Annotated in this window: 18 protein-coding genes and 2 pseudogenes; 7 read left to right on the top strand and 13 right to left on the bottom strand. The window is 50.9% G+C overall.

Features of this window, described 5'->3' with window-relative positions; translation table 11 throughout:
* Window positions 1-152: 152 nt before the first annotated feature.
* Window positions 153-413 carry a DUF1471 family protein YbiJ gene (ybiJ, locus tag HV477_RS04830; protein ID WP_000849089.1) on the bottom strand — a complete coding sequence of 87 codons (261 nt, stop codon included), beginning with the start codon at window positions 411-413 and terminating at the stop codon, window positions 153-155.
* 284 nt (window positions 414-697) lie between these two features.
* Window positions 698-964, bottom strand: coding sequence for a DksA/TraR family C4-type zinc finger protein (locus HV477_RS04825; protein WP_000146330.1), 267 nt, complete (start codon window positions 962-964; stop codon window positions 698-700).
* Between the two features lie 204 nt (window positions 965-1,168).
* Between HV477_RS04825 and rlmF the strand changes: the two genes are divergently transcribed.
* On the top strand, window positions 1,169-2,095 hold the full coding sequence (rlmF, locus tag HV477_RS04820; protein WP_079899223.1) for a 23S rRNA (adenine(1618)-N(6))-methyltransferase RlmF: 927 nt from the start codon (window positions 1,169-1,171) through the stop codon (window positions 2,093-2,095).
* Here the strand turns inward: rlmF and ybiO are convergent.
* The 6 genes from ybiO to rhtA form a co-directional block, all read right to left on the bottom strand.
* Complete coding sequence (ybiO, locus tag HV477_RS04815; RefSeq protein WP_079899224.1) at window positions 2,092-4,314, bottom strand: mechanosensitive channel protein; 2,223 nt, start codon at window positions 4,312-4,314, stop codon at window positions 2,092-2,094. The two genes, rlmF and ybiO, sit on opposite strands and share 4 nt — an antisense overlap.
* 118 nt (window positions 4,315-4,432) lie before the next feature.
* Window positions 4,433-5,155, bottom strand: a complete 723-nt coding sequence (glnQ, locus tag HV477_RS04810) for a glutamine ABC transporter ATP-binding protein GlnQ (protein WP_000569093.1) — start codon at window positions 5,153-5,155, stop codon at window positions 4,433-4,435.
* The gene (gene glnP, locus HV477_RS04805) at window positions 5,152-5,811 is read right to left on the bottom strand and encodes a glutamine ABC transporter permease GlnP (RefSeq protein ID WP_001159076.1); all 660 of its coding nucleotides are present in this window, start codon (window positions 5,809-5,811) and stop codon (window positions 5,152-5,154) included. Before glnP ends, glnQ begins: the two co-directional genes overlap by 4 nt.
* Before the next feature lie 143 nt (window positions 5,812-5,954).
* On the bottom strand, window positions 5,955-6,701 hold the full coding sequence (gene glnH, locus HV477_RS04800) for a glutamine ABC transporter substrate-binding protein GlnH (RefSeq protein ID WP_175064928.1): 747 nt from the start codon (window positions 6,699-6,701) through the stop codon (window positions 5,955-5,957).
* Between the two features lie 476 nt (window positions 6,702-7,177).
* Window positions 7,178-7,681 (bottom strand): DNA starvation/stationary phase protection protein Dps, encoded by a 504-nt coding sequence (gene dps / locus HV477_RS04795; RefSeq protein ID WP_000100805.1) that lies wholly within the window; start codon window positions 7,679-7,681, stop codon window positions 7,178-7,180.
* 302 nt (window positions 7,682-7,983) lie between these two features.
* A complete protein-coding gene (gene rhtA / locus HV477_RS04790) occupies window positions 7,984-8,871 on the bottom strand; it encodes a threonine/homoserine exporter RhtA (protein ID WP_001119555.1) in 888 nt (295 codons plus the stop codon).
* 353 nt (window positions 8,872-9,224) lie between these two features.
* Here rhtA and ompX point away from each other — a divergent pair, with 353 nt between their 5' ends.
* Complete coding sequence (gene ompX, locus HV477_RS04785) at window positions 9,225-9,740, top strand: outer membrane protein OmpX (RefSeq protein WP_000716763.1); 516 nt, start codon at window positions 9,225-9,227, stop codon at window positions 9,738-9,740.
* Between the two features lie 62 nt (window positions 9,741-9,802).
* Here ompX and HV477_RS04780 read toward each other — a convergent pair whose 3' ends face one another.
* Window positions 9,803-11,383 (bottom strand): phosphoethanolamine transferase, encoded by a 1,581-nt coding sequence (locus tag HV477_RS04780; protein ID WP_079899225.1) that lies wholly within the window; start codon window positions 11,381-11,383, stop codon window positions 9,803-9,805.
* A 265-nt stretch (window positions 11,384-11,648) separates the two neighbouring features.
* On the bottom strand, window positions 11,649-11,777 hold the full coding sequence (gene mntS, locus HV477_RS04775; protein ID WP_001001755.1) for a manganase accumulation protein MntS: 129 nt from the start codon (window positions 11,775-11,777) through the stop codon (window positions 11,649-11,651).
* Window positions 11,778-11,962: 185 nt separating this feature from the next.
* Between mntS and mntR the strand changes: the two genes are divergently transcribed.
* Window positions 11,963-12,436 (top strand): manganese-binding transcriptional regulator MntR, encoded by a 474-nt coding sequence (gene mntR / locus HV477_RS04770; protein WP_000533542.1) that lies wholly within the window; start codon window positions 11,963-11,965, stop codon window positions 12,434-12,436.
* Window positions 12,433-13,545, top strand: a complete 1,113-nt coding sequence (locus HV477_RS04765) for an anion transporter (protein ID WP_001046521.1) — start codon at window positions 12,433-12,435, stop codon at window positions 13,543-13,545. Before mntR ends, HV477_RS04765 begins: the two co-directional genes overlap by 4 nt.
* Window positions 13,546-13,588: 43 nt before the next feature.
* On the opposite strand, the gene ldtB is transcribed toward HV477_RS04765, so the two are convergent.
* Entirely contained in the window at window positions 13,589-14,509 is a 921-nt protein-coding gene (gene ldtB / locus HV477_RS04760) for a L,D-transpeptidase (protein WP_001056404.1), read from the bottom strand.
* Between the two features lie 218 nt (window positions 14,510-14,727).
* Here ldtB and HV477_RS04755 point away from each other — a divergent pair, with 218 nt between their 5' ends.
* Window positions 14,728-16,320 (top strand): ABC-F family ATPase, encoded by a 1,593-nt coding sequence (locus HV477_RS04755; protein ID WP_000961479.1) that lies wholly within the window; start codon window positions 14,728-14,730, stop codon window positions 16,318-16,320.
* A 547-nt stretch (window positions 16,321-16,867) separates the two neighbouring features.
* On the top strand, window positions 16,868-17,611 hold the full coding sequence (locus HV477_RS04750; RefSeq protein WP_079899232.1) for a DUF4261 domain-containing protein: 744 nt from the start codon (window positions 16,868-16,870) through the stop codon (window positions 17,609-17,611).
* Window positions 17,612-17,639: 28 nt separating this feature from the next.
* Here HV477_RS04750 and HV477_RS04745 read toward each other — a convergent pair.
* Window positions 17,640-18,368, bottom strand: a pseudogene (locus HV477_RS04745) (Cof-type HAD-IIB family hydrolase); the annotation flags it as partial.
* On the opposite strand from HV477_RS04745, the pseudogene HV477_RS28970 reads away from it, so the two are divergent.
* Window positions 18,359-18,442: pseudogene (locus HV477_RS28970) on the top strand (hypothetical protein); the annotation flags it as partial. The pseudogenes HV477_RS04745 and HV477_RS28970 sit on opposite strands and share 10 nt — an antisense overlap.
* Before the next feature lie 121 nt (window positions 18,443-18,563).
* Here the strand turns inward: HV477_RS28970 and HV477_RS04740 are convergent.
* Window positions 18,564-19,829 carry a DUF1479 domain-containing protein gene (locus HV477_RS04740; RefSeq protein WP_000210952.1) on the bottom strand — a complete coding sequence of 422 codons (1,266 nt, stop codon included), beginning with the start codon at window positions 19,827-19,829 and terminating at the stop codon, window positions 18,564-18,566.
* Window positions 19,830-20,081: the final 252 nt, after the last annotated feature.

Raw genomic sequence — 20,081 nt, 5'->3', positions numbered from 1 at the left:
AAGCCCGTCCAGTGGCGGACGGGCAAATAAGGGTAACAAACAGGGTTAATGAGGGTTGGAGCAGTGGGTCTGTTGGCAAACAGACGAGGGTAATACCCGTCAGAATTCAAACAACAGCGATGTTACAGCCTGAAATCTGGCGGGCAGGTAAATTATTTATAAATCACCGCAGTGCCGCTCATTTTGTCATTACCTACGGCGGAGGTGATGTTATAAGCGCTTGCGCCAGCAGCGGCGGCTTTTTCAGCCAGTTTAGCTTCCAGGCCATCCAGCGTGGTGGCGCCATCGGCAGACACTACGCCGATTTTATGCAGGTTTTGCGTCTGAGACGCGCTAACCGGTTCTGCGGCAAAAGCGCCAAAAGAAAGGGTGGAAAGCGCGATGGCTGCAACAGCATATTTAATGGTTTTCATGATTAATCTCTCGCAGGTTATTCTGTTTATGGGACGATGTTCCGTCGATGTGATGAGCATCACGGTTTTTTGCGAAAGATAAAATCGAATAGAATTGACTGCCTTGCTCAAAATTTTTGAATGACAAATAACCTATTGATTATTAATTAATTCAACGGTTGAATTTACCTTTCTTGTCATCTGGCTTTACAGAGTCGAGGTTAACGGCACATTCTGCGACGCAGAACGCTAAAAAGCATGAGCGTAAAGGAATGGATAATACTGGCGGTTTCGGTAAAGAAAAGTCAGCGTAACTGGCTGTCTTTTGAACCTCTACGATTATATCCTGAAAATGTTGCGTTATGTAAATCTTTCTCCTGTTGGCAGGCTATGCATAACCGAACGCCCGGCACGGCTTTACGCCGCGCTTCAGGGATAGGATCGCCGCAAGATTCGCATTCATCGCGACTTTCGCCGTGGGGAAGTTCGCCGCGAGCGCGGGCAACGGCATCTTCAATGGTATTGTTAATTTGTTCATTCACTGCGTCGTCATTTGCCCAGCCGGATGCCATCACGCTCTCCTGATTTTAGGGTACCTGAGGTTAAGTGTAGCGCCGTCAGGTGAAAAAATCGCATCGCGCGATCTTTTCAGACCATGAGCAGAACCAATGTCATTCAGATATCCGATCAAACGAGCGAGGCAGGGAATTCGCGGTGGTATATTTACCCCGTGGCGTTATACGGGTATCTTACGCCGCTGCTAAAAGGAGAATGCCATGTCCGCCCAGAAACCGGGGTTACACCCGCGAAACCGCCACCAACACCGTTATGATCTCGCCGCACTGTGTCAGACCACGCCGGAATTGACGTCCTTTCTTATCCGCACGCCCGCCGGTGAACAGAGCGTTGATTTTGCTAATCCGCAAGCGGTAAAAGCGCTCAATAAGGCGTTGCTGGCGCATTTTTATGCCGTTACACACTGGGACATTCCGCTAGGGTTTTTATGTCCGCCGGTGCCTGGTCGTGCGGATTATATCCATCATCTGGCGGATCTGCTTGGCGAAACGACAGGGAGTATTCCGGCGCAGGCAACTATTCTGGACGTGGGGGTGGGCGCCAATTGTATTTATCCGCTTATCGGCGTACATGAATATGGCTGGCGATTTACCGGTAGTGAAGTCAGCGACGCAGCGATGTCCAGCGCGCAGGCTATCATTCAGGCTAATACGGGGTTAAGCCGCGCCATTCGTCTGCGTCGGCAAAAAGATCCGGCGGCCATTTTTACCGGTATTATTCATAAAAATGAATTTTATGACGCAACGCTTTGTAACCCGCCTTTTCACGACTCCGCCGCCGCAGCCCGCGCGGGCAGCGAGCGTAAGCGCCGCAATTTGGGGCAGAATAAAGATGATGCGCTGAACTTTGGCGGTCAACAGCAGGAGCTATGGTGCGAAGGCGGCGAAGTCGCCTTTATTAAAAAAATGATTGCTGAAAGCCAATCCTTCCGCCGTCAGGTGTTGTGGTTTACGACGTTGGTGTCGCGCGGCGAGAATTTACCGCCGCTTTACCGGGCGTTGACGGAGGCTGGCGCGGTGAAAGTGGTGAAAAAAGAGATGGCCCAGGGGCAAAAGCAAAGCCGCTTTATTGCCTGGACCTTTATGGATGACGACCAGCGTCGCCGTTTTATCACCCGCAAACGCTAAATCGTCGGTTCGCGCGGCGGCAGCGAATCAGACGACGGGCCGCCGGTGGGGGCGGGCAGAACCTGATACGTTTGCACCGGCGCGCGCACATTAGCCAGATCAAAATGCTTTTTCACCTGGCTATCAAGGGCAAAACGCACTGTCCACTGCTTGAGCGGTAGGGTGGTGAACGATACGCGTAAAGTAAACGCCGTGTTCGTTAAACCGACAATACCGGCGAACGTGGGTTCGCCGATAATCAGCCCGCGAATATCCTCCGTCTCCATCAGCGCCGTTACCGCGTCTTTCAGCGCCTGATTCGCTTTATCCGCATCCTCATGGCGATCCACGTCATAGTTGGCGACAACAGAGCCGATACCGCGCACAAAGTTGGCGAAAGTGGTGATCGAGGACCACGGGATAATATGGTATGCCCCGGTATCCTGCCGCACGCCGACGGAACGAATCGACATTCTTTCGACCGTCCCCGTCAGCGGGCCTATGGTGACTAAGTCGCCGGTATTCATCCCGTTTTCAAACTGAATAAAGACGCCGGTGATAATATCTTTCACCAGGGTTTGCGAACCGAAAGAGATAGCCAGACCTAACGCCCCTGCGCCAGCCAGCAATGGCGCGATATTGACGCCGATTTCCGATAACACGATCATGATGGTTATGGTACTGATAATCACTGCCAGCGCATTGCGGAACAGCGTCAGCAGCGTGCGCGTGCGGGCGCTGGGTAGCGGGCGGCCATGAATATCGGAGGCCAGGCGATTCTCAATCAGACTGGCGAGAATCGTCCATCCCACGGCGGAGAAGAATAAGATTAACGCGATACGGATGAGGATATCGACCATCTTTTCCCCCGCGCCATAATGTAGCCAGTGCCAGAAATCGAATAATCCCCAGGCGTTGAGCAACAGCATAACGGCGACGCAGACGGTCAAAAAGCGTGCGACTTTTAGCGCCGAGGAGAGCCAGCCGTTAAGCCGCTTTTGCAGTTCCGGGTAATTGCGCTGCGTATGGGGCGACAGGGTGATGGTTTTCGCTATCCAGCGGGTAAACATACCGGAGATAAACGCGGCGATGCCAATAATCGCCAGACTGCGCACGGTCGCGCCCATCATAAACTTCAGGCTATTGCCTGGGTCGAATAACGAGAAGAAAAACAGCACGATAAAGTAAGCGCTGGCCAGCCAGTGCCACACCAGCGCAAAGGCGCGGATAAACAGGCTAAAAAAGGCTAATGATCGTTCCGCCAGGCTTAATAAATGTTGCGTAATCTCCGCTTTGTTTTTAAAGATCAGGTACAGCGCCCAGATGGTGATGCAGAGCATGATCGCCACATTAGCCATCGCGCCAACCTGAACATTCACCTGATTGGAAATAATCGGAACGGCAACAATCAGCCCGTAGCCAATCAAACTGCTAAGCGAACTCATACGGCGATTCCAGTAACGCGCTGTCGCATCCTGAATCGCGAATGGGCGTAATTCCGGTACATTAGGGCAAAAAATAAGCCGCAGAATCGCTTTAAAGAACTCTATTAGCGCGAAGGCATTCAGGAACAGGCTTTGCTGAAAAGCGATAGTTCGACTTCCCGCATGGAAATTATCACTGAGCATCTGACCGATAAATAAGGTGAGCGCCAGTAGCAGCAGGTCGATAATAAACGCGCCGACGATCATCGCCGGGAGCTGTAACCAGTTGCTGCGTTCACGGTTTTTCTTGCGCGCCCACAGGCCCATTTTTCGATATAACGGCAGGGCGCAAAGCCGTATCACGCTATAAAAACCAAATACCGCGGCGGCCAGAAATAAAAAGTGGGTTAACGCGTTGGTGAAGGTTTGCGAGTTAAACGGCTTGTGCGGCGCATCGGTGATGTTGCGATAAAGCTGGGCGAAACGGGTAGCGAAAGCATCGCCGTACTGACGGGTAACGGTGGTGACGTTCTCCAGTACCGTTTTCTCATCTTTGGCCGCAGGCGGCGCAAGCGCTGGCGCCGGCTCGGTCGGCGGCGTGGTTGAGGCTTCGCGGAGTTGCGCTATCAATTCGTTACGTGAAGCCTCGTTCTCCAGTACGTCAGCCAGGGCCGCATAGGCCGCTTTTTTTTGTTCAGGACTGGGATCTGGCGCTGCTTGCTGGCTGGTTGATGTCCCTGTGGTCACGCCGGGTATGGCGACCGCATGGGCAGGCGCGCCCAGTAGACAAAAAAGGATGAACAGGGTCCACCGCATGACTCCTCCAGTGAGAAAAGAGACGCAAAACACTAAGTATAGATGGCGCAGGGGAGGGAAAATGAAATGGGACTATTCCATGATGCCCTTCCTGCCGCAGGGCAGGAAGGGCGATATTTCAGGAGACGTGCTGTAAAAATTCCTGTAAACGTGGGCTTGGCGGGTTTTCGATCAACGCTTGCGGACTGCCATCTTCGGCAATACGGCCTTTATCGATGAAAATCAGCCGTGAGGCGACTTTTTCGGCAAAGCCGATTTCGTGAGTCACAATGACCATGGTCATGCCTTCTTCCGCCAGATCCTGCATGACTTTCAGCACTTCATGGCGCAGTTCAGGGTCCAGAGCGGAGGTTGGCTCGTCAAAGAGCATCATTTTCGGCTTCACTGCCAGCGCTCGGGCAATAGCGACGCGCTGTTGTTGACCGCCGGAAAGCTCGGAGGGGTAGTGGTGCGCCCGTTCCGCCAGTCCAACTTTCGCTAACAGAGCTTTCGCCTGTTTTTCCGCTTCTTCTTTCTTTACGCCGCGCACGCGCAGAGGACCGAACATCACGTTTTCGAGCGCGGTCAGATGCGGGAACAGATAAAACTGTTGAAACACCATGCCGGCTTCCTGGCGAATCAGCCGTTCGTCTACTTTAGGATCGTTGACTTTCAGACCATCGACAATCAGATCGCCGGAGGTGATCTCTTCCAGTTTATTGATACAGCGTAATAACGTGGATTTACCCGAACCGGAAGGGCCGATAATCACAACCACTTCGCCCTGACGGATGTTTAAATCAATGTTATGCAGCACCTGGGTGGGGCCAAAGTGCTTGGAGACGTTTTTAAATTCAATCACAGGATTTTCATCCTTCTTTCAAGACGACGCAAAATAAAGCTCAGCACCAGCGTAATGATCAAATAGAAGACGGCCACGGCGCTCCAGATTTCCAGGGCGCGAAAGTTACCGGCAATAATTTCCTGGCCCTGACGGGTCAGCTCGGCTACGCCGATAACAATAAACAACGAGGTGTCTTTGATGCTAATGATCCACTGATTGCCCAGCGGCGGCAGCATACGGCGCAGAGCAAGCGGTAAAATAACATGGCGGATGGTTTCCCGGCGAGAAAGGCCCAGCGCCAGACCCGCTTCGCGAAAACCTTTGTGAATGGATAGTACTGCGCCGCGAGTAATTTCCGCGATATAAGCGCCGGAGTTAATCATAATTGTCACGACCGCTGCGCTGAACGGATCAATACGCAAATCATTAAATGCCATCGGCAGGGCAAAGTAGATAAACATGACCTGGACAACGATGGGCGTGCCGCGAATAATTTCAATGAAAACCAGGGCGATGTGGTTAGCGAACCAGCCGCCAAACGTACGGGCAAAACCTGCCGCCAGTCCAATAACCAGGCCGCCAGCCAGACCGAGGACCGAGATCCACAGGGTCATTTTAGCGCCCTCAAGCAAAAGCGGAATGGCGGGCCAGATGGCGCTCCAGTCAAACTGCATATGTCGTTCCTGTTACCGTGGTGTAAATAGTCAAATGCTCTATCCGGCGCGGAAATGGCGGAAAGTGTCTTATCCGTCACGGAAAGAGCTGTAGGCCCGGTGAGCGTCCTCACTACCGGGCCACAAGCCAACATCAGGTCGTTTTATTTAGGTTCTGTACCGAACCATTTTTTGTAGATTTCGTTATAGGTGCCATTCTCACGCAGCGTTTTCAGCGCGCCGTTGACTTTCTCGCGCAGTTCATCGCTGCCTTTCGGGAAGGCAACTCCGTATTGCTGTGCTTCCAGCGATTCGCCTACCGCCTTGAACTGGCCGTTGCCTGCGGTTTTGATAAAGTACAGGATGTTCGGCGTATCGTGCAGAACAGCGTCTGCGCGGTTGGTGCCTAATTCCATGTACGCGTTATCAATGTTCGGGAACTGACGCAGGTCTTTGGTTTTGATATTCGCTTTCGCGTAATCCACCGACCCGGTTCCGCTCTTCACGGCAACGACTTTGCCATCGAGGTCTTTAACGCTTTTAATGTCGTTATTGTTGGCTTTCACCATCACGAGCAGACCGCTTTTGTAATAGCCATCGGAAAAGTCGATCGCTTTTTTACGCTCGTCCGTAATCGTAATACCCGCCAGCGCCAGATCGATATTTTTGGTTTGTAATGCCGGAATAATGCCGCTGAAATCCATCGGTTTCAGGGTGTAGTCCAGCTTCAGTTCTTTCGCGATAGCGTCCCACAGATCAACATCAAAACCGACGTATTTGTCGCCCTGTTTAAATTCAAACGGAACGAACGCCGTATCGGTTGCCACAACGAGTTTCTTATTCGCGGCGTGCGAAGACACCGCAAAAGCCAGGGTAAGTGCAGCCAGTGAAACTTTTAATAGAGACTTCATAGCATTTCCTTTTCTATCCACGGGGCGATCCCCTGCGAGAACATGTAGCGTAATGAAAAAATCATGCCAATTATGTAACTCATTGTTTTAACAGAAGCGTCAATCATTCCTGTGCACAATAAGTCGGGCAAAACCAGTATGCTGCACCGTTTTGGGGCACTGATTTAGTGCATGAATAACAAAGTAGAGATACAGGGTCTATTTAGCGTAAAAATTGTTGTTAAAACAATCTTTAATTAACGATTGTGTGATGTAATTATTACAAATAATTCACTTTTATCGGAGGGGAGTACAAGACGTGTGCACTATTTAAGTGCAAAACCCCTGTGCCAGGCAGGGGTATAGGGATGACTTATATACCTGTGTACATCAAGTTGCAGGTGCGTTCGCTTCAGTGACCGACGGAAGTCAGGCTTCTGCGGATTCGCTGCGTTTGTACCTTCCTGCAACTCGAAGTATTCAGGGTAGAGATAGATTTATTCGATGTTGGATTCGATAAACCACAGGAATTTATCGAGGTCGCGTGATGCGGCGGTAAAGATATCGGCAGTGTCTTCATCTTTGGCTTCACCGATAGCTTTGCGAACATCATTAGCGACAACAGCGTAGCGATCGGCCAGTTCTTTTAAGTGATCCTGCACGTTATGGATGTCGAGCGGATAGCTTTTCAGTGGAGTTTTGCTGTTGATAACTTGCGTGGTGCCTAACGCCACACCGCCAAGCTGTACGGCGCGCTCGGCCATAGTATCCAGATGATCGGTCAGTGCGGTACGGAAGCCATCCAGCATCTCATGAACGGCAATAAAGTTAGCACCGCGCATGTTCCAGTGGGCCTGTTTCGTGATCAGCGACAGGTCAATGAACTGGATCACCTGACGATTAAGCAACTCAACCGTCGCTTTTTTATCGCTCTCTGATACATCGTTACGGGTATAAAGCAGATTAGACGCTTTTGTTTTTACCAGTTTAGCGGTACTCATAATCTCATATCCTCTTGATGTTTGTGTCCCAGGTAATTAACGAAAATAAGTATAGCACCGGTTTTTAACTTTGCTTTTTTGAATTTACCTATCACTTTAATAGTACAGACAAGATTTAATATTTATTTTGATTAAAAATCAACTGGTTAGACGAGTTTGCTGTTTGGTGGGTAATAATTCTCATTTTAATGTAAAAAATGAGAAAAAATATGACAAAAAATGACGAAGTAATAGCGCAATAATAAAAGGTGAATAACGAAGTGATATTCTGCATGATTATGCACATCATGCAGAATAAGAAACTATTTTACGTCAACTTGTTTAATTTGCGGTTCGCGTCGAATCGTTAGGGTAGAACCCATTGAGGCGGCAATGATGGCGCACAGGGCCATGATTTGTATGCCCGTAAGCGTTTCGCCCAGAAAAATCATCCCGGAAACGGCGGCCAGCGCGGGTTCCATGCTCATCAGCGTACCGAAGGTGCGGGTTGGCAGGCGCGTCAGTGCAATCATTTCCAGTGAATAAGGCAGCGCCGTAGAAAGCACAGCGACCGCTAACCCTAAGGGAAGAATCGACCAGTGCCATAGCGCGTCGCCAGCCTGAACTGCGCCAATCGGCACGAAAATGATGGCGGCAATCAGCGAGCCTACCGCCACCGTGGCCGGACCATGTTCCGCGCCTGCTCGCTGGCCGGTAAGAATATAGACAGCCCAACAGGCGCCAGCGCCGAGCGCCAACGCGGCCCCGGTAAGATCGACGTGAGACATATCTTGCCCTAATGGCAGCAGGAACCAGAGCCCAAGCACAGCCAGTACGACCCAAATAAAATCTACCGGCCGCCGGGATGAAAACAGCGCGACCGCCAGAGGACCGGTAAATTCCAGCGCGACCGCAATACCCAACGGCACCGTCTGAATCGACAGATAGAATAGATAGTTCATCCCGCCCAGCGACAGACCATAAAACAGTAAAGGCAGCCGCTGCTCTTTGGCAAAACGCAAACGCCAGGGTTTGAAAAAGGCGATAAGGATAAGCGTTCCCAACGCCAGACGAAGCGCCGTTACGCCCGGGGCGCCGACAAGAGGAAATAACGATTTCGCCAGTGAAGCGCCACTCTGAATAGAGGACATGGCAATGAGCAAAACCAAAATGGGCAACCAGACTGGTAGTTTACGTGTTGACCCCGGCATCCTTTCTCCTGTCAAAAAATGTCAGTACGAGTAAAGGTGGCAGTGTAATGGAAATTCCCCGCGGCGGTTGAGGATTCGTTGAAAAAAAATTTCCAGGATTCCATAAAATGAACTTAAATTGATGGATAAATAGACTGTTAGTTTAGGAATAATCTGGATGAATGTATCGCGTCGCACACGCATTATTGGTGCAATCAGCCGGAAAAGTGATGTTAATTGAATAAGATAGCGCGATATGGAAACGTTCTGTTACATGAAAGGCGCCCTTAGACACCGTGAATCGCAAAGAGTTTCCCATTAATTTTTGATATATTTAAAACTTAGGACTTACTTGAAGCACATTTGAGGTGGTTATGAAAAAAATTGCATGTCTTTCAGCACTGGCCGCTGTTCTGGCTTTTTCCGCAGGTACTGCAGTAGCTGCTACTTCTACCGTTACCGGTGGTTACGCTCAGAGCGACGCGCAGGGCGTAGCGAATAAAATGAGCGGTTTTAACCTGAAGTATCGTTACGAGCAGGACGACAACCCGCTGGGCGTAATCGGTTCCTTCACCTACACCGAAAAAGATCGTACTAACGGTGCGGGCGATTACAACAAAGGTCAGTACTACGGCATCACTGCCGGCCCGGCTTACCGTCTGAACGATTGGGCGAGCATCTACGGTGTAGTCGGTGTGGGTTACGGTAAATTCCAGACGACCGATTACCCAACCTACAAACATGACACCAGCGATTATGGCTTCTCCTATGGCGCTGGTCTGCAATTCAACCCGATGGAAAATGTTGCTCTGGACTTCTCTTACGAGCAGAGCCGTATTCGTAGCGTTGACGTTGGCACCTGGATTGCTGGCGTGGGTTACCGCTTCTAATCACGTCGGTGAAAATGAAAAATCCGCCTTTCGGGGCGGATTTTTTTTGCCTGAAACGTGCATTATTTTAGTGAAAAAATATCGCTGCCCAGATGGTTATAGTCCACTTTCTGTAATTTGAAATTGGTGATATAAACGGGCCCGGCTTTCTGTTCCGAAATAAATCGATAGCGATTTTTGATCTCTTTAGCGCTAATTCCTGTCCATTGCGAGAAAAAACTCAGGAAATCGTTCGCGGAACGGCGAGCTTTAATGATCCGATGCGCTTTACTGTCGCTGGATAGCACCATAAACGGCACCTGGAAGTTTTGCTGGAATTTGTCGTCATGCGCCAGGTACTGTACCGCTTTGCCGCGTTCTTTAAACGCCAGCCCGTGATCGGAGAAATAGACGAGCGAAAAACTGTCGCCGCTATGACGAAGCTGAGTATAGAGCTGACGGAGCAAATCGTCGGTTTGCGTCATGGTGTATAAATAACAAGACGTCTCTTTCGACTGGACAAACGTCGCGTATTTTCCCTGAGTACGGTCGCAGGCCTGGGGATGCGATCCCATTAAATGCAACACAATCAACTGCGGTTGCGTGCGTTCTGTCGCCAATACCTGCGCCGTCATGGTTAACAGCGCGTCGTCGCGAGTATTTTTATCCGCTTCAAAATCGCCGTTTTTCAGGAAATGCGTTTCATCGGCGCGTTTGGCGATACTGGCGATGGCCGTGTCGTATTCGCCAATTTGCCCCTGATTGGAAAACCACCATGTCTGAAAACCGGCGCGGTTAGCCAGCGTGACGAAGTTATCCTGATACTGCGGTTTGTTATCCACCACGCGATTGAGCGTTAAACCAAGCGATTTTTGCGTTGAGCCGCTGGCGGCGATGTAATCCATAAAGAAGTCGCCATTCACATGGCTGGCGAAGGGGGTATTATCCCAGTGACCGCCGAAAGCGCCCATGGCATCCCGTCGCGCGCTTTCACCAATCACCACGACATAGATGTGATATCTGGGTTTCACCGCAGTAACCGTCCAGCTATCTTTTATGCCGGATAGCTGCGCCATACGGTGCTGCTCTTCAATGACTTCGTTGTTATTGACGATAACGTCTTTGGCGAAGCGAAAAACCGGATAGCCGGTATCAATAACCTTAAAAACGCCGCCCCAGGCCAGATTTTGTATCGGCGCGACGAAAAATGCCGCGACGCTGATCAGCAGGCACAGGCTGTCGAGGCTATTCCAGCGCGGCCTGACCTCTTCTTTTCGGCGGCGAAGCGCAATAATACCCAGCGCAAAAATAAAAAGTCCGGTCAGGTAGCTATACCACGGGAAGATGGTCAGGATTTCGCTCGACTCTTCCATATTGGTGGAGTGCAGCGCCAGCAGCGTATTAAAGTTCGGCGCGCCGTAAGCCTGGCCAAAGGGAAAATAGCAAGCGGCTACCAGCGAACAGATGCCGAGCAGCGCTTTTTGTCCGCGGGGCAGGTAGCGCCAGAGCAACAGCAACAGGCAGGTAAACGCCGCGGTATAAAGCAGGCTAAAGGGGTAGCCGAGCGCGAGGTTAATCAGCAGCGACTGTAAAAAGTAGAGGCCCGCCCACGGGCTTACAGCCCGACGACGGGCCAGAAGTGAATCGATAAGGGTTGAATTCATATGCCACTATTGCAAAAACGCCATGTGCTAACCCTGGCGCGAAGGGTCATTACCTGCCTGATTATGCGTAAAAAAGGTATTGGGTTCGCAACGGCGAGTCGCAAAATATTCAGGGCTGCCAGAAGATAGAGCGTGCGGGTAAGAAGGTCAACCGCCGGAAAGAAAATGTTTTGCGAAGAGAATAGCAAAACCACAAAAAAAACAGGGGAAATGGGCGCCATTTCCGTTGAGGATGCAAAATAAAGCGGCGTACCGCACCGCCGCGTTATTTCGTGGAAGGGTTATCCTGCTCCGGTTTGCCGTTGATCATATCGCACAACATAGAGAGCAGCATTAACCGGACTTTAAAGGGAGAGTGACTGAACACGCGTATACACCTCTTAAATTCGTTCATATAAACCTCCTGATGTTTCTATCCCATCGATCCGTGAGGGATGTCTGCATTACATACAGATATAGCACAGGCTATGTTTTATAGCTATTGCTAAAACGTTAATTTTTTGTGCCCGGACAACTCTGGTTTACAATGAGCGCTCTGTCAGCTGACGCGTTAACGCGTCACAGAAACGAGGAAGCAAAATGGGTCGTCGCGCAGGTACGCCAACAACAAAAAAAGTGACGCAATTGGTGAACGTAGAAGAACACGTTGAAGGATTTCGTCAGGTCAGAGAGGCGCATCGCCGTGAGTTGATAGACGACTACGTTGAGCTGATTTCCGATTTAATTATTGAGGTAGGGGAAGCGCGTCAGGTGGATATGGCGGCGCGGCTCGGCGTCTCCCAGCCGACTGTGGCCAAAATGCTTAAGCGCCTGGCATCGTTAGGATTTATTCAAATGATCCCCTGGCGCGGCGTTTTTCTGACGCCGGAAGGGGAGAAGCTGGCGCAGGAAAGCCGCGAGCGGCACCAAATTGTCGAAAATTTTTTACTGGTGTTAGGCGTAAGTCCGGAGATCGCGCGTCGTGATGCGGAAGGGATGGAACACCATGTCAGCCAGGAGACATTGGATGCCTTTTTGGCCTTCACGCAACAGCATGGAACATCTGCAGAATGAATCTGGCTTTTTTACGGGCGCTGCGGCGTGACCGTTTTTTTCAGTTGTTGATCATTGTGGGGATGGCGTTAAGCCTGTTTGTTCCTTTTGCGCCCCGCGCCTGGCCTGGCGCGATTGACTGGCACACCATTATTACCCTCAGTGGGTTAATGTTGCTCACTAAAGGCGTTGAGCTGAGCGGCTATTTTGATGTGCTGGGACGCAAGATGACGCGCCGATTTCATACCGAGCGGCAACTGGCGATGTTCCTGGTGCTGGCTGCGGCGGCGCTGTCGACCTTTCTGACAAACGATGTCGCGCTGTTTATCGTTGTGCCGCTGACGATAACGTTAAAAAAACTGTGCGCGATTCCGGTCAACCGATTGATTATTTTTGAAGCGTTGGCGGTGAACGCCGGTTCGCTGCTGACGCCTGTCGGTAATCCGCAAAATATTCTGTTGTGGGGACGCTCCGGCTTAACCTTTGCTGAATTTAGCGGGCAAATGGCGCCGCTTGCCGTCATGATGATGCTGACGTTACTGCTCCTGTGCTGGTTTTGTTTTCCGGGTAGGGCGTTACAGTATCATACCGGTACGCGTTCGCCGCAGTGGCAGCCCCGTCTGGTGTGGAGTTGCCTGGCATTATATGTCGTTTTTCTTACCGCGCTGGAGCTCAGGCAAGAGTTATGGGGACTGGTGTTGGTGGCGGCTGGGTTTATTGTGCTGGCGCGCAGGGTGATAGTCAGCGTGGACTGGACGCTGCTGCTGGTATTTATGGCGATGTTTATTGATGTCCATCTGCTAACGCAATTGCCGGCGTTGCAGGGCGTTTTCAACCAGGTTGGCGCACTGTCTCACCTGGGGCTTTGGCTAACCGCTATCGGCCTGTCGCAGGTTATCAGTAATGTGCCCAGTACCATTCTCCTGCTGAACTATGTACCGGCCTCGACGTTGCTGGCGTGGGCGGTGAATATCGGCGGGTTTGGTCTGCTGCCGGGGTCGCTGGCAAATCTTATTGCTTTACGGATGGCGAACGATCGCCGAATCTGGTGGCGATTTCATTTCTATTCGCTGCCGATGCTGGCATGGGCGGCGCTGGTGGGATATGGATTATTGCAACTGATGCCGTAAGAGAAGCCCGATAGTGTCTATCGGGCTTCGCAGGCAGAGTCTGTCAGTTCAGACGAACCGGCATCCCGGAACGATCCTGAACTGCCTGTTGTACGACGGTCTGATCAACGTCAGGCTCGTTGGTGACGGCCAGGATACTCTTATTAAGCGTGATCGGCACCGCTTCCTTACCTTCAAACTGCGCTTCCGTCGTTGACAGCGGGTTATGCACCTCAATGTAACGGCTACCGTCCGGCTCGGTGGTGGCTTTTACCGGTTCATCGATAAACTGCACGCGGGTACCGACCGGCACATTTTCAAACAGGAATTTGATATCGTCGTTGCGCAGACGCACGCAGCCGTGGCTCACGCGAAGCCCGATGCCGAAGTTGGCGTTGGTGCCGTGAATAGCATACAGGCGACCGATGTACAGCGCGTACAGGCCCATCGGGTTATCCGGGCCCGCAGGTACGACGGCAGGCAGCGGCTCGCCGGCGGCGCGATATTCAGCGTGCATTTTTGCCGTAGGCGTCCAGGTCGGACCGGCTTTTTTACGTTCAACTTTGGTCGTCCAGTTGATAGGCGTGTCTTTACCTAACTGACCGATCCCAATCGGCAGGACGATAACGGTGTTTGTGCCTTTCGGGTAGTAATAGAGGCGCATTTCCGCGCTATTGATGATAATGCCTTCGTGTACGGTATCCGGCAGGATCAGCTGCTGCGGAATATTCAGCACGGTACCGCCCTTCGGCAGGAAGGTATCCACGCCAGGGTTGGCTTCCAGCATGTTGGAGAGCCCCATCTGGTACTCCGCGGCAAAATACTCCAGCGGCTGGGTATTGCCCTCCGGAACGGTGATGACCTGATTTTGCCCAATTAAACGGCTACCATCGGTAGGCAGCGGGTAAGTGACTGCTGAGGCTGTTTTACAAAAACCAACTACAGCGAAAGCCGCCGCGAAAAGCGTTGTTAATTTCATATTCATGTTATGCGAGATTCTGTGCCAAGCAGGCTAGTAGGTTGAGAATTCTGTCATGTTGGGAGCGCATTATAGGTGCATTCCAGTAAACAGGGAATTCAGATGTGTACGAAATCACGTTTTTTTCCCTTACGGTTCAGTGTAGCCCTTTGTACAGGGCGCGATCTTATTTCAGACTTGTGGCATAATAAGCGGTTTGTCACATCTTTTTTCAGGATAAGCCTGTGTTAGTTTCCAGCAACGTTACCATGCAGTTCGGCAGTAAGCCGCTGTTCGAAAACATTTCCGTCAAATTTGGCGGCGGCAACCGTTACGGCCTGATTGGCGCCAACGGTAGCGGAAAGTCCACTTTTATGAAAATCCTCGGCGGCGACCTGGAGCCGACGCTGGGCAATGTTTCCCTCGATCCGAATGAGCGCATCGGTAAGCTGCGTCAGGACCAGTTCGCTTTTGAAACATTCACCGTACTTGATACTGTCATTATGGGGCATGGCGAACTGTGGGAAGTCAAGCAGGAGCGCGACCGTATCTACGCCTTGCCGGAAATGAGCGAAGAAGACGGCTATAAAGTCGCCGATCTGGAAGTAAAATACGGCGAGATGGACGGTTATTCCGCTGAGGCGCGCGCGGGCGAACTGCTGTTGGGGGTGGGCATCCCGCTGGAGCAGCATTACGGTCTGATGAGTGAAGTCGCGCCAGGCTGGAAATTGCGTGTGCTGCTGGCGCAGGCGTTATTCTCTAATCCGGACATCCTGTTGCTCGACGAACCGACCAACAACCTGGATATTGATACTATCCGTTGGCTGGAGCAGGTGCTGAACGAGCGCGATAGCACGATGATCATCATTTCGCACGACCGTCACTTCCTGAACATGGTTTGTACGCATATGGCGGATCTGGATTACGGCGACTTGCGCGTCTATCCGGGTAACTATGATGAGTATATGACGGCGGCGACCCAGGCGCGTGAACGTCTGTTGGCCGATAATGCGAAGAAAAAAGCGCAAATTGCCGAGCTGCAATCTTTTGTTAGCCGTTTTAGCGCCAATGCCTCTAAATCGCGTCAGGCAACGTCGCGCGCGCGGCAGATTGATAAAATCAAGCTGGAAGAGGTGAAAGCCTCCAGCCGTCAGAACCCGTTCATCCGTTTTGAGCAGGATAAAAAACTGTTCCGTAACGCTCTGGAAGTGGAGGCGCTGACGAAAGGTTTTGATAACGGTCCGCTGTTTAAAAATGTCAATTTGCTGCTCGAAGTCGGGGAGAAGCTGGCGGTACTCGGCACCAATGGCGTGGGTAAATCTACGCTGCTGAAGACGCTGGTTGGCGATCTGGACGCCGATCACGGCACCGTTAAATGGTCGGAAAACGCGCGTATTGGTTACTACGCGCAGGACCACGAATATGAATTCGAAAATGACCTGACGGTGTTTGAATGGATGAGTCAGTGGAAGCAGGAAGGCGACGACGAGCAGGCAGTGCGCAGTATTCTGGGCCGCCTGTTATTTAGCCAGGATGATATCAAAAAGCCTGCGAAAGTCCTCTCCGGTGGCGAGAAGGGCCGTATGCTGTTCGGCAAACTGATGATGCAAAAGCCGAATATCCTGATCATGGACGAACCGACTAACCACCTGGATATGGAGTCGATCGAATCGCTGAATATGGCGCTGGAGCTGTATCAGGGCACGCTGATCTTTGTTTCGCACGACCGTGAGTTCGTCAGCTCGCTGGCAACCCGCGTCATTGAAATTACGCCGGAGCGCGTGGTGGACTTCAGCGGCAACTACGACGATTATTTGCGTAGTAAAGGGATCGAGTAAGTTATTGTCTGTAACCCCGATAGCGTCGGGGTTACAGAATGTTAACAAGGTAATTTTTATTTTTTCCGAATGCAATGTGAAAATTATATATACTCTTAGAGCCTATCCCATTAGGGCTATTTTACTTGCCATTTTGGACCTGGGCAGTGCTCAAAATCCTCACGTACTACGTGTACGCTCCGGTTTTTGCGCGCTGTCCGTGTCCAAACTGGCTGCGCCAATAACGCCTGGTGGGATAGGCTCTTAATATTCTATTTTAAAATTAAATGAAAGAAGAGGATCTATCATAAAAATTGCGAATATATTTTGTGGTAAACATATTGTAATGTTATTTTCTTTATAAGAATTCAAGTGCTATTTTATATTCCTTTATTGTTCAACAAAAGGAATAAATATGAGCATTTTGGAACGCTTTTTTGGCCGTAAAGAAAAAAACTCATCTAATATACAAGGTGTTTTAGTAGCGAATGCTGAAATTGATAACCCACTAAGTTTAGTTGTTGTATTTGATACTCTCCCGGAAAATAATTCAAAAGAACTCACCCGCTTGTTGCGTAATTATCACTCCAGTATGAAACAGGCAACGTGTGAACTTGTCCCTGAACTGGATTTTTTTGGTTTAGCAGGATGGGGTAAGCATGTAATATCGATGGTTGGATTTAAAACGCCTTACCCTCAGGAATCAATCGAACAATGCGTCGCGCCAGCTCATTATCCCCAGGAAGTAAAAGAGCAAGTACGGGCAACCAGTGCAAATATTATTTTATATTATAAGGGGTATGATACTTCACCTTTAGAGCAATATGTTGCGTTGGCTGTGGTTGCAGGTGCATTAAGTAGCATGGGGGCTGTCGCTGTATTAAATGAATCGGCTCACACTTCATTACCTGCGGGGGTATTTAAGTCTCAGGAGTTGGGTAAGCATAGTCTGGAAATGTTGCGTGAAGGTTTCCCGCTGACCTCTCTATTTTGTGGATTTGTGAAATATGAAGTTGAGGATATCGAAGGCGTATGGATGCGTACCTATGGTGCTGATTGCTTTGGGCTACCAGATTTCGCAGCACACGCACAAGGTCATCACGAAGGGCAAAAATATTCTGATATTTTCAATAATGTTCTGCGTTACCTGCTTGAAAGTGGAGCAAAAATGGCTGCCGGGCATACCATGCAAGTCGGTAAAACGACATTTATGAAACTGCGCGATCCCCTTGACGATGAATATTACTTACAGGGGCCTGGAACCACATTAGTGGTTGAACTGATTGAAGAAGATGAGTGTAATGCTCATTGAGAAATCGGGGCAATTGCCCCGACTCTCGTTAAAGTGTAAACGGCACTTTATTTTCCAGCACAGCCTGAATCACATTCAGTGCGCCTTCATGATTATTATTATCGGTAGCGTAACGGGCGATTTATTTAATGTTTTCTGCGGCATTGTCCATCGCAAAGGAATAACGCGCCATTTTAAGCATCTCTGCGTCATTGCCGCTGTCGCCAATGGCGACGACATTCTGTGGCGACAGATCCCAGCGTTTCAGTAACCGCGAAATACCGTTTGCTTTATGCAGGCCGGGAATAATCAGATCGATAAAGTCAAAACCACTTGTGGCGGGCTTCATAATGCCATCGAGCGTAACGTGTAGTTTGTCGATCACTAACGGGATTTGTTCATCCGGTAGGTTGAGCGAAAACTTGAACAGTACGTCATCAATCTCCTGATAATCTTTTACGGGTTTCAGGCGATGGTAGTGTTTTGCCATCAGGGTAACGAGTGCTTCTGGCGCATTTTCGCTGACATATGCACTTTGCAGACCGCAGGCGACAAAATTAAGTTGCTTATATTTCAGCAACTCGCCAATAACAATCCGCGATTCATGTCAGGTCAGTTCGCCGTGGAACAGTTGCTTGCCATGTTCGTAAACCAGTGCGCCGTTTTCCGCGACAAAAGAGATCTCATCCTTTAGCTCAGGAAAGAACGAAATAAGCTGGTAATACTGATTACCGCTGGCGACAACGAACTCAATGCCGCGCTTTTTCAGTTCCTGAAATTACGCCGGAGCGCGTGGTGGACTTCAGCGGCAACTACGACGATTATTTGCGTAGTAAAGGGATTGAAAGCTAAACACTGACGCCCGGTGGCGTTGTGTTTACCGGGCCTACGTATCCTGGCGCGTAGGTCCGGTAAGACGGGTGCGCCCAGACAAAGGGCGCACCGCAGTTAAGCGGGCAGGGCGGTACGACCGTCAAACGTCCATACCTAATGCCCGTTTACCGTGAATATTCAGATCGCGCAGCGTGAAGCGCCCTTCCCAGGTGGTTTCATAGTCCTCGCGCGGGAAATCGCCCGGTGATGCGCCTGTCTCCAGCGCCGCTTTCACCTTACGCGCATAGGCCAGATTCTTCTCACACATTGGCGCGGCAGGAATGTACATCACATTGCCCCAGCCCTGCTGATTTTCGACGGGGGCGACGGAGTGGATGACATCGCAATGCCACCACACGGAATCCCCGGCTTCCAGCGGCGGAATGCTGGTTAACGCCGCCATCAGTAAAGGATGCCACTGTTCAGAAACCGGCAGCACCCTGCCCGGCGCGACGCCGCATAATTCATCTTCCGGGACATCATCCAGCAGCGGGCGCAGCAGAATATACGCCATCGCCTCCGGGATAGGGACGACATGAAGCAACCCCTGGCCGGGCAGCATATCGGAGAGCGCGGTCCAGCCCTGGAAGGTGCGAAATACCGAGCATTTGGTGGTATTATCCACCGTATACTCTTCAACTTCGGTACGGTGCGCCGCATTCCACGGATCGTACTGCTCGACGTTGCCGTTAAACACGCTGGCGAATACCTGCTGATAGGCTGGTAGCAGCCAGCGCTCCAGCGCGCCGGAGTCGGTATGCGCTCCCAGTCCTTTGGATGTGGTGCCCGGCGGGCGACGGCGGATGCGATCCGGGTAAATGATGCTGATATCCGGATTAAACCATCGCTTGCCGTCGTGCTCTACCTGCCATAGACGGTTGAGAAACGACTGCGCCAGCGCCATCTCTTCACTTTGGCGGGCCTGCATTTGCGCCTGCGACCAGTAGACAGGATAGATTTCAGGCCGGGAGGCGCTCAGCGTACCGAAAAAATTATCCCCCGGTCCTTTATACACCTCGTCAAAATGGTTCTTGTCCAGATAGTCGAGCATCGACTGGTCCCATGCCAGCGCCTGTTCGCGTGGAAAATGACCTTTAATCACCGCGCACCCGCGGCGCTTAACCTCGGCGCGGGTGGCATCGCTAATGTTGCCCATCGCCAGTTCGCTAAAAGGGATAATTGGCCATACCGGCTGTCCCTGCGCCTTCAGATCGTTAATTTCCGCCACCCGGGCTGCTATGGTGGCGCTCAAACGGTCGAACACCGCCTGTACGTCGCCGATTTGCGCGCGTAGCGCCTGCTTCATCTGACGAATGGCCGCTTTTGGGTCGGCGGGCAGCGTTTCGTGGGTAAAAGGAGTTGTCATATCAACCTCATCGTCTTTCGTTCGAAAGTAAAATTAGTTACATGTGATACTTTAAGTTAAAATAAGGTTAATGTAAGTTTAAAATATTGCAGGAGCGCACAAAGAGGGAAGCGAGAGGAAAACGTAAGGTGGCCAGGACGCCTTAATGTCTTGTGCGGCTATTCCTTTCGTTCAGCCACTTTTCATTCGAAATAAATTTGTGGTTCTGCTCACATTGTTATTAAAATGTTTCTGGTCGCAGTTACAGCCAGG

The organism is Salmonella sp. SG203, assembly GCF_013350575.1.
In the GTDB taxonomy this organism is placed as follows: domain Bacteria; phylum Pseudomonadota; class Gammaproteobacteria; order Enterobacterales; family Enterobacteriaceae; genus Salmonella; species Salmonella enterica.
This window is presented reverse-complemented; position numbering and strand designations above follow the sequence as displayed.

What these genes read in the sequence shown, in the direction of transcription:
- ybiJ (WP_000849089.1), bottom strand. Translation starts at nt 413, where the DNA reads ATGAAAACCATTAAATATGCTGTTGCAGCCATCGCGCTTTCCACCCTT.
- HV477_RS04825 (WP_000146330.1), bottom strand. Translation starts at nt 964, where the DNA reads ATGGCATCCGGCTGGGCAAATGACGACGCAGTGAATGAACAAATTAAC.
- rlmF (WP_079899223.1), top strand. Translation starts at nt 1,169, where the DNA reads ATGTCCGCCCAGAAACCGGGGTTACACCCGCGAAACCGCCACCAACAC.
- ybiO (WP_079899224.1), bottom strand. Translation starts at nt 4,314, where the DNA reads ATGCGGTGGACCCTGTTCATCCTTTTTTGTCTACTGGGCGCGCCTGCC.
- glnP (WP_001159076.1), bottom strand. Translation starts at nt 5,811, where the DNA reads ATGCAGTTTGACTGGAGCGCCATCTGGCCCGCCATTCCGCTTTTGCTT.
- glnH (WP_175064928.1), bottom strand. Translation starts at nt 6,701, where the DNA reads ATGAAGTCTCTATTAAAAGTTTCACTGGCTGCACTTACCCTGGCTTTT.
- dps (WP_000100805.1), bottom strand. Translation starts at nt 7,681, where the DNA reads ATGAGTACCGCTAAACTGGTAAAAACAAAAGCGTCTAATCTGCTTTAT.
- rhtA (WP_001119555.1), bottom strand. Translation starts at nt 8,871, where the DNA reads ATGCCGGGGTCAACACGTAAACTACCAGTCTGGTTGCCCATTTTGGTT.
- ompX (WP_000716763.1), top strand. Translation starts at nt 9,225, where the DNA reads ATGAAAAAAATTGCATGTCTTTCAGCACTGGCCGCTGTTCTGGCTTTT.
- HV477_RS04780 (WP_079899225.1), bottom strand. Translation starts at nt 11,383, where the DNA reads ATGAATTCAACCCTTATCGATTCACTTCTGGCCCGTCGTCGGGCTGTA.
- mntS (WP_001001755.1), bottom strand. Translation starts at nt 11,777, where the DNA reads ATGAACGAATTTAAGAGGTGTATACGCGTGTTCAGTCACTCTCCCTTT.
- mntR (WP_000533542.1), top strand. Translation starts at nt 11,963, where the DNA reads ATGGGTCGTCGCGCAGGTACGCCAACAACAAAAAAAGTGACGCAATTG.
- HV477_RS04765 (WP_001046521.1), top strand. Translation starts at nt 12,433, where the DNA reads ATGAATCTGGCTTTTTTACGGGCGCTGCGGCGTGACCGTTTTTTTCAG.
- ldtB (WP_001056404.1), bottom strand. Translation starts at nt 14,509, where the DNA reads ATGAATATGAAATTAACAACGCTTTTCGCGGCGGCTTTCGCTGTAGTT.
- HV477_RS04740 (WP_000210952.1), bottom strand. Translation starts at nt 19,829, where the DNA reads ATGACAACTCCTTTTACCCACGAAACGCTGCCCGCCGACCCAAAAGCG.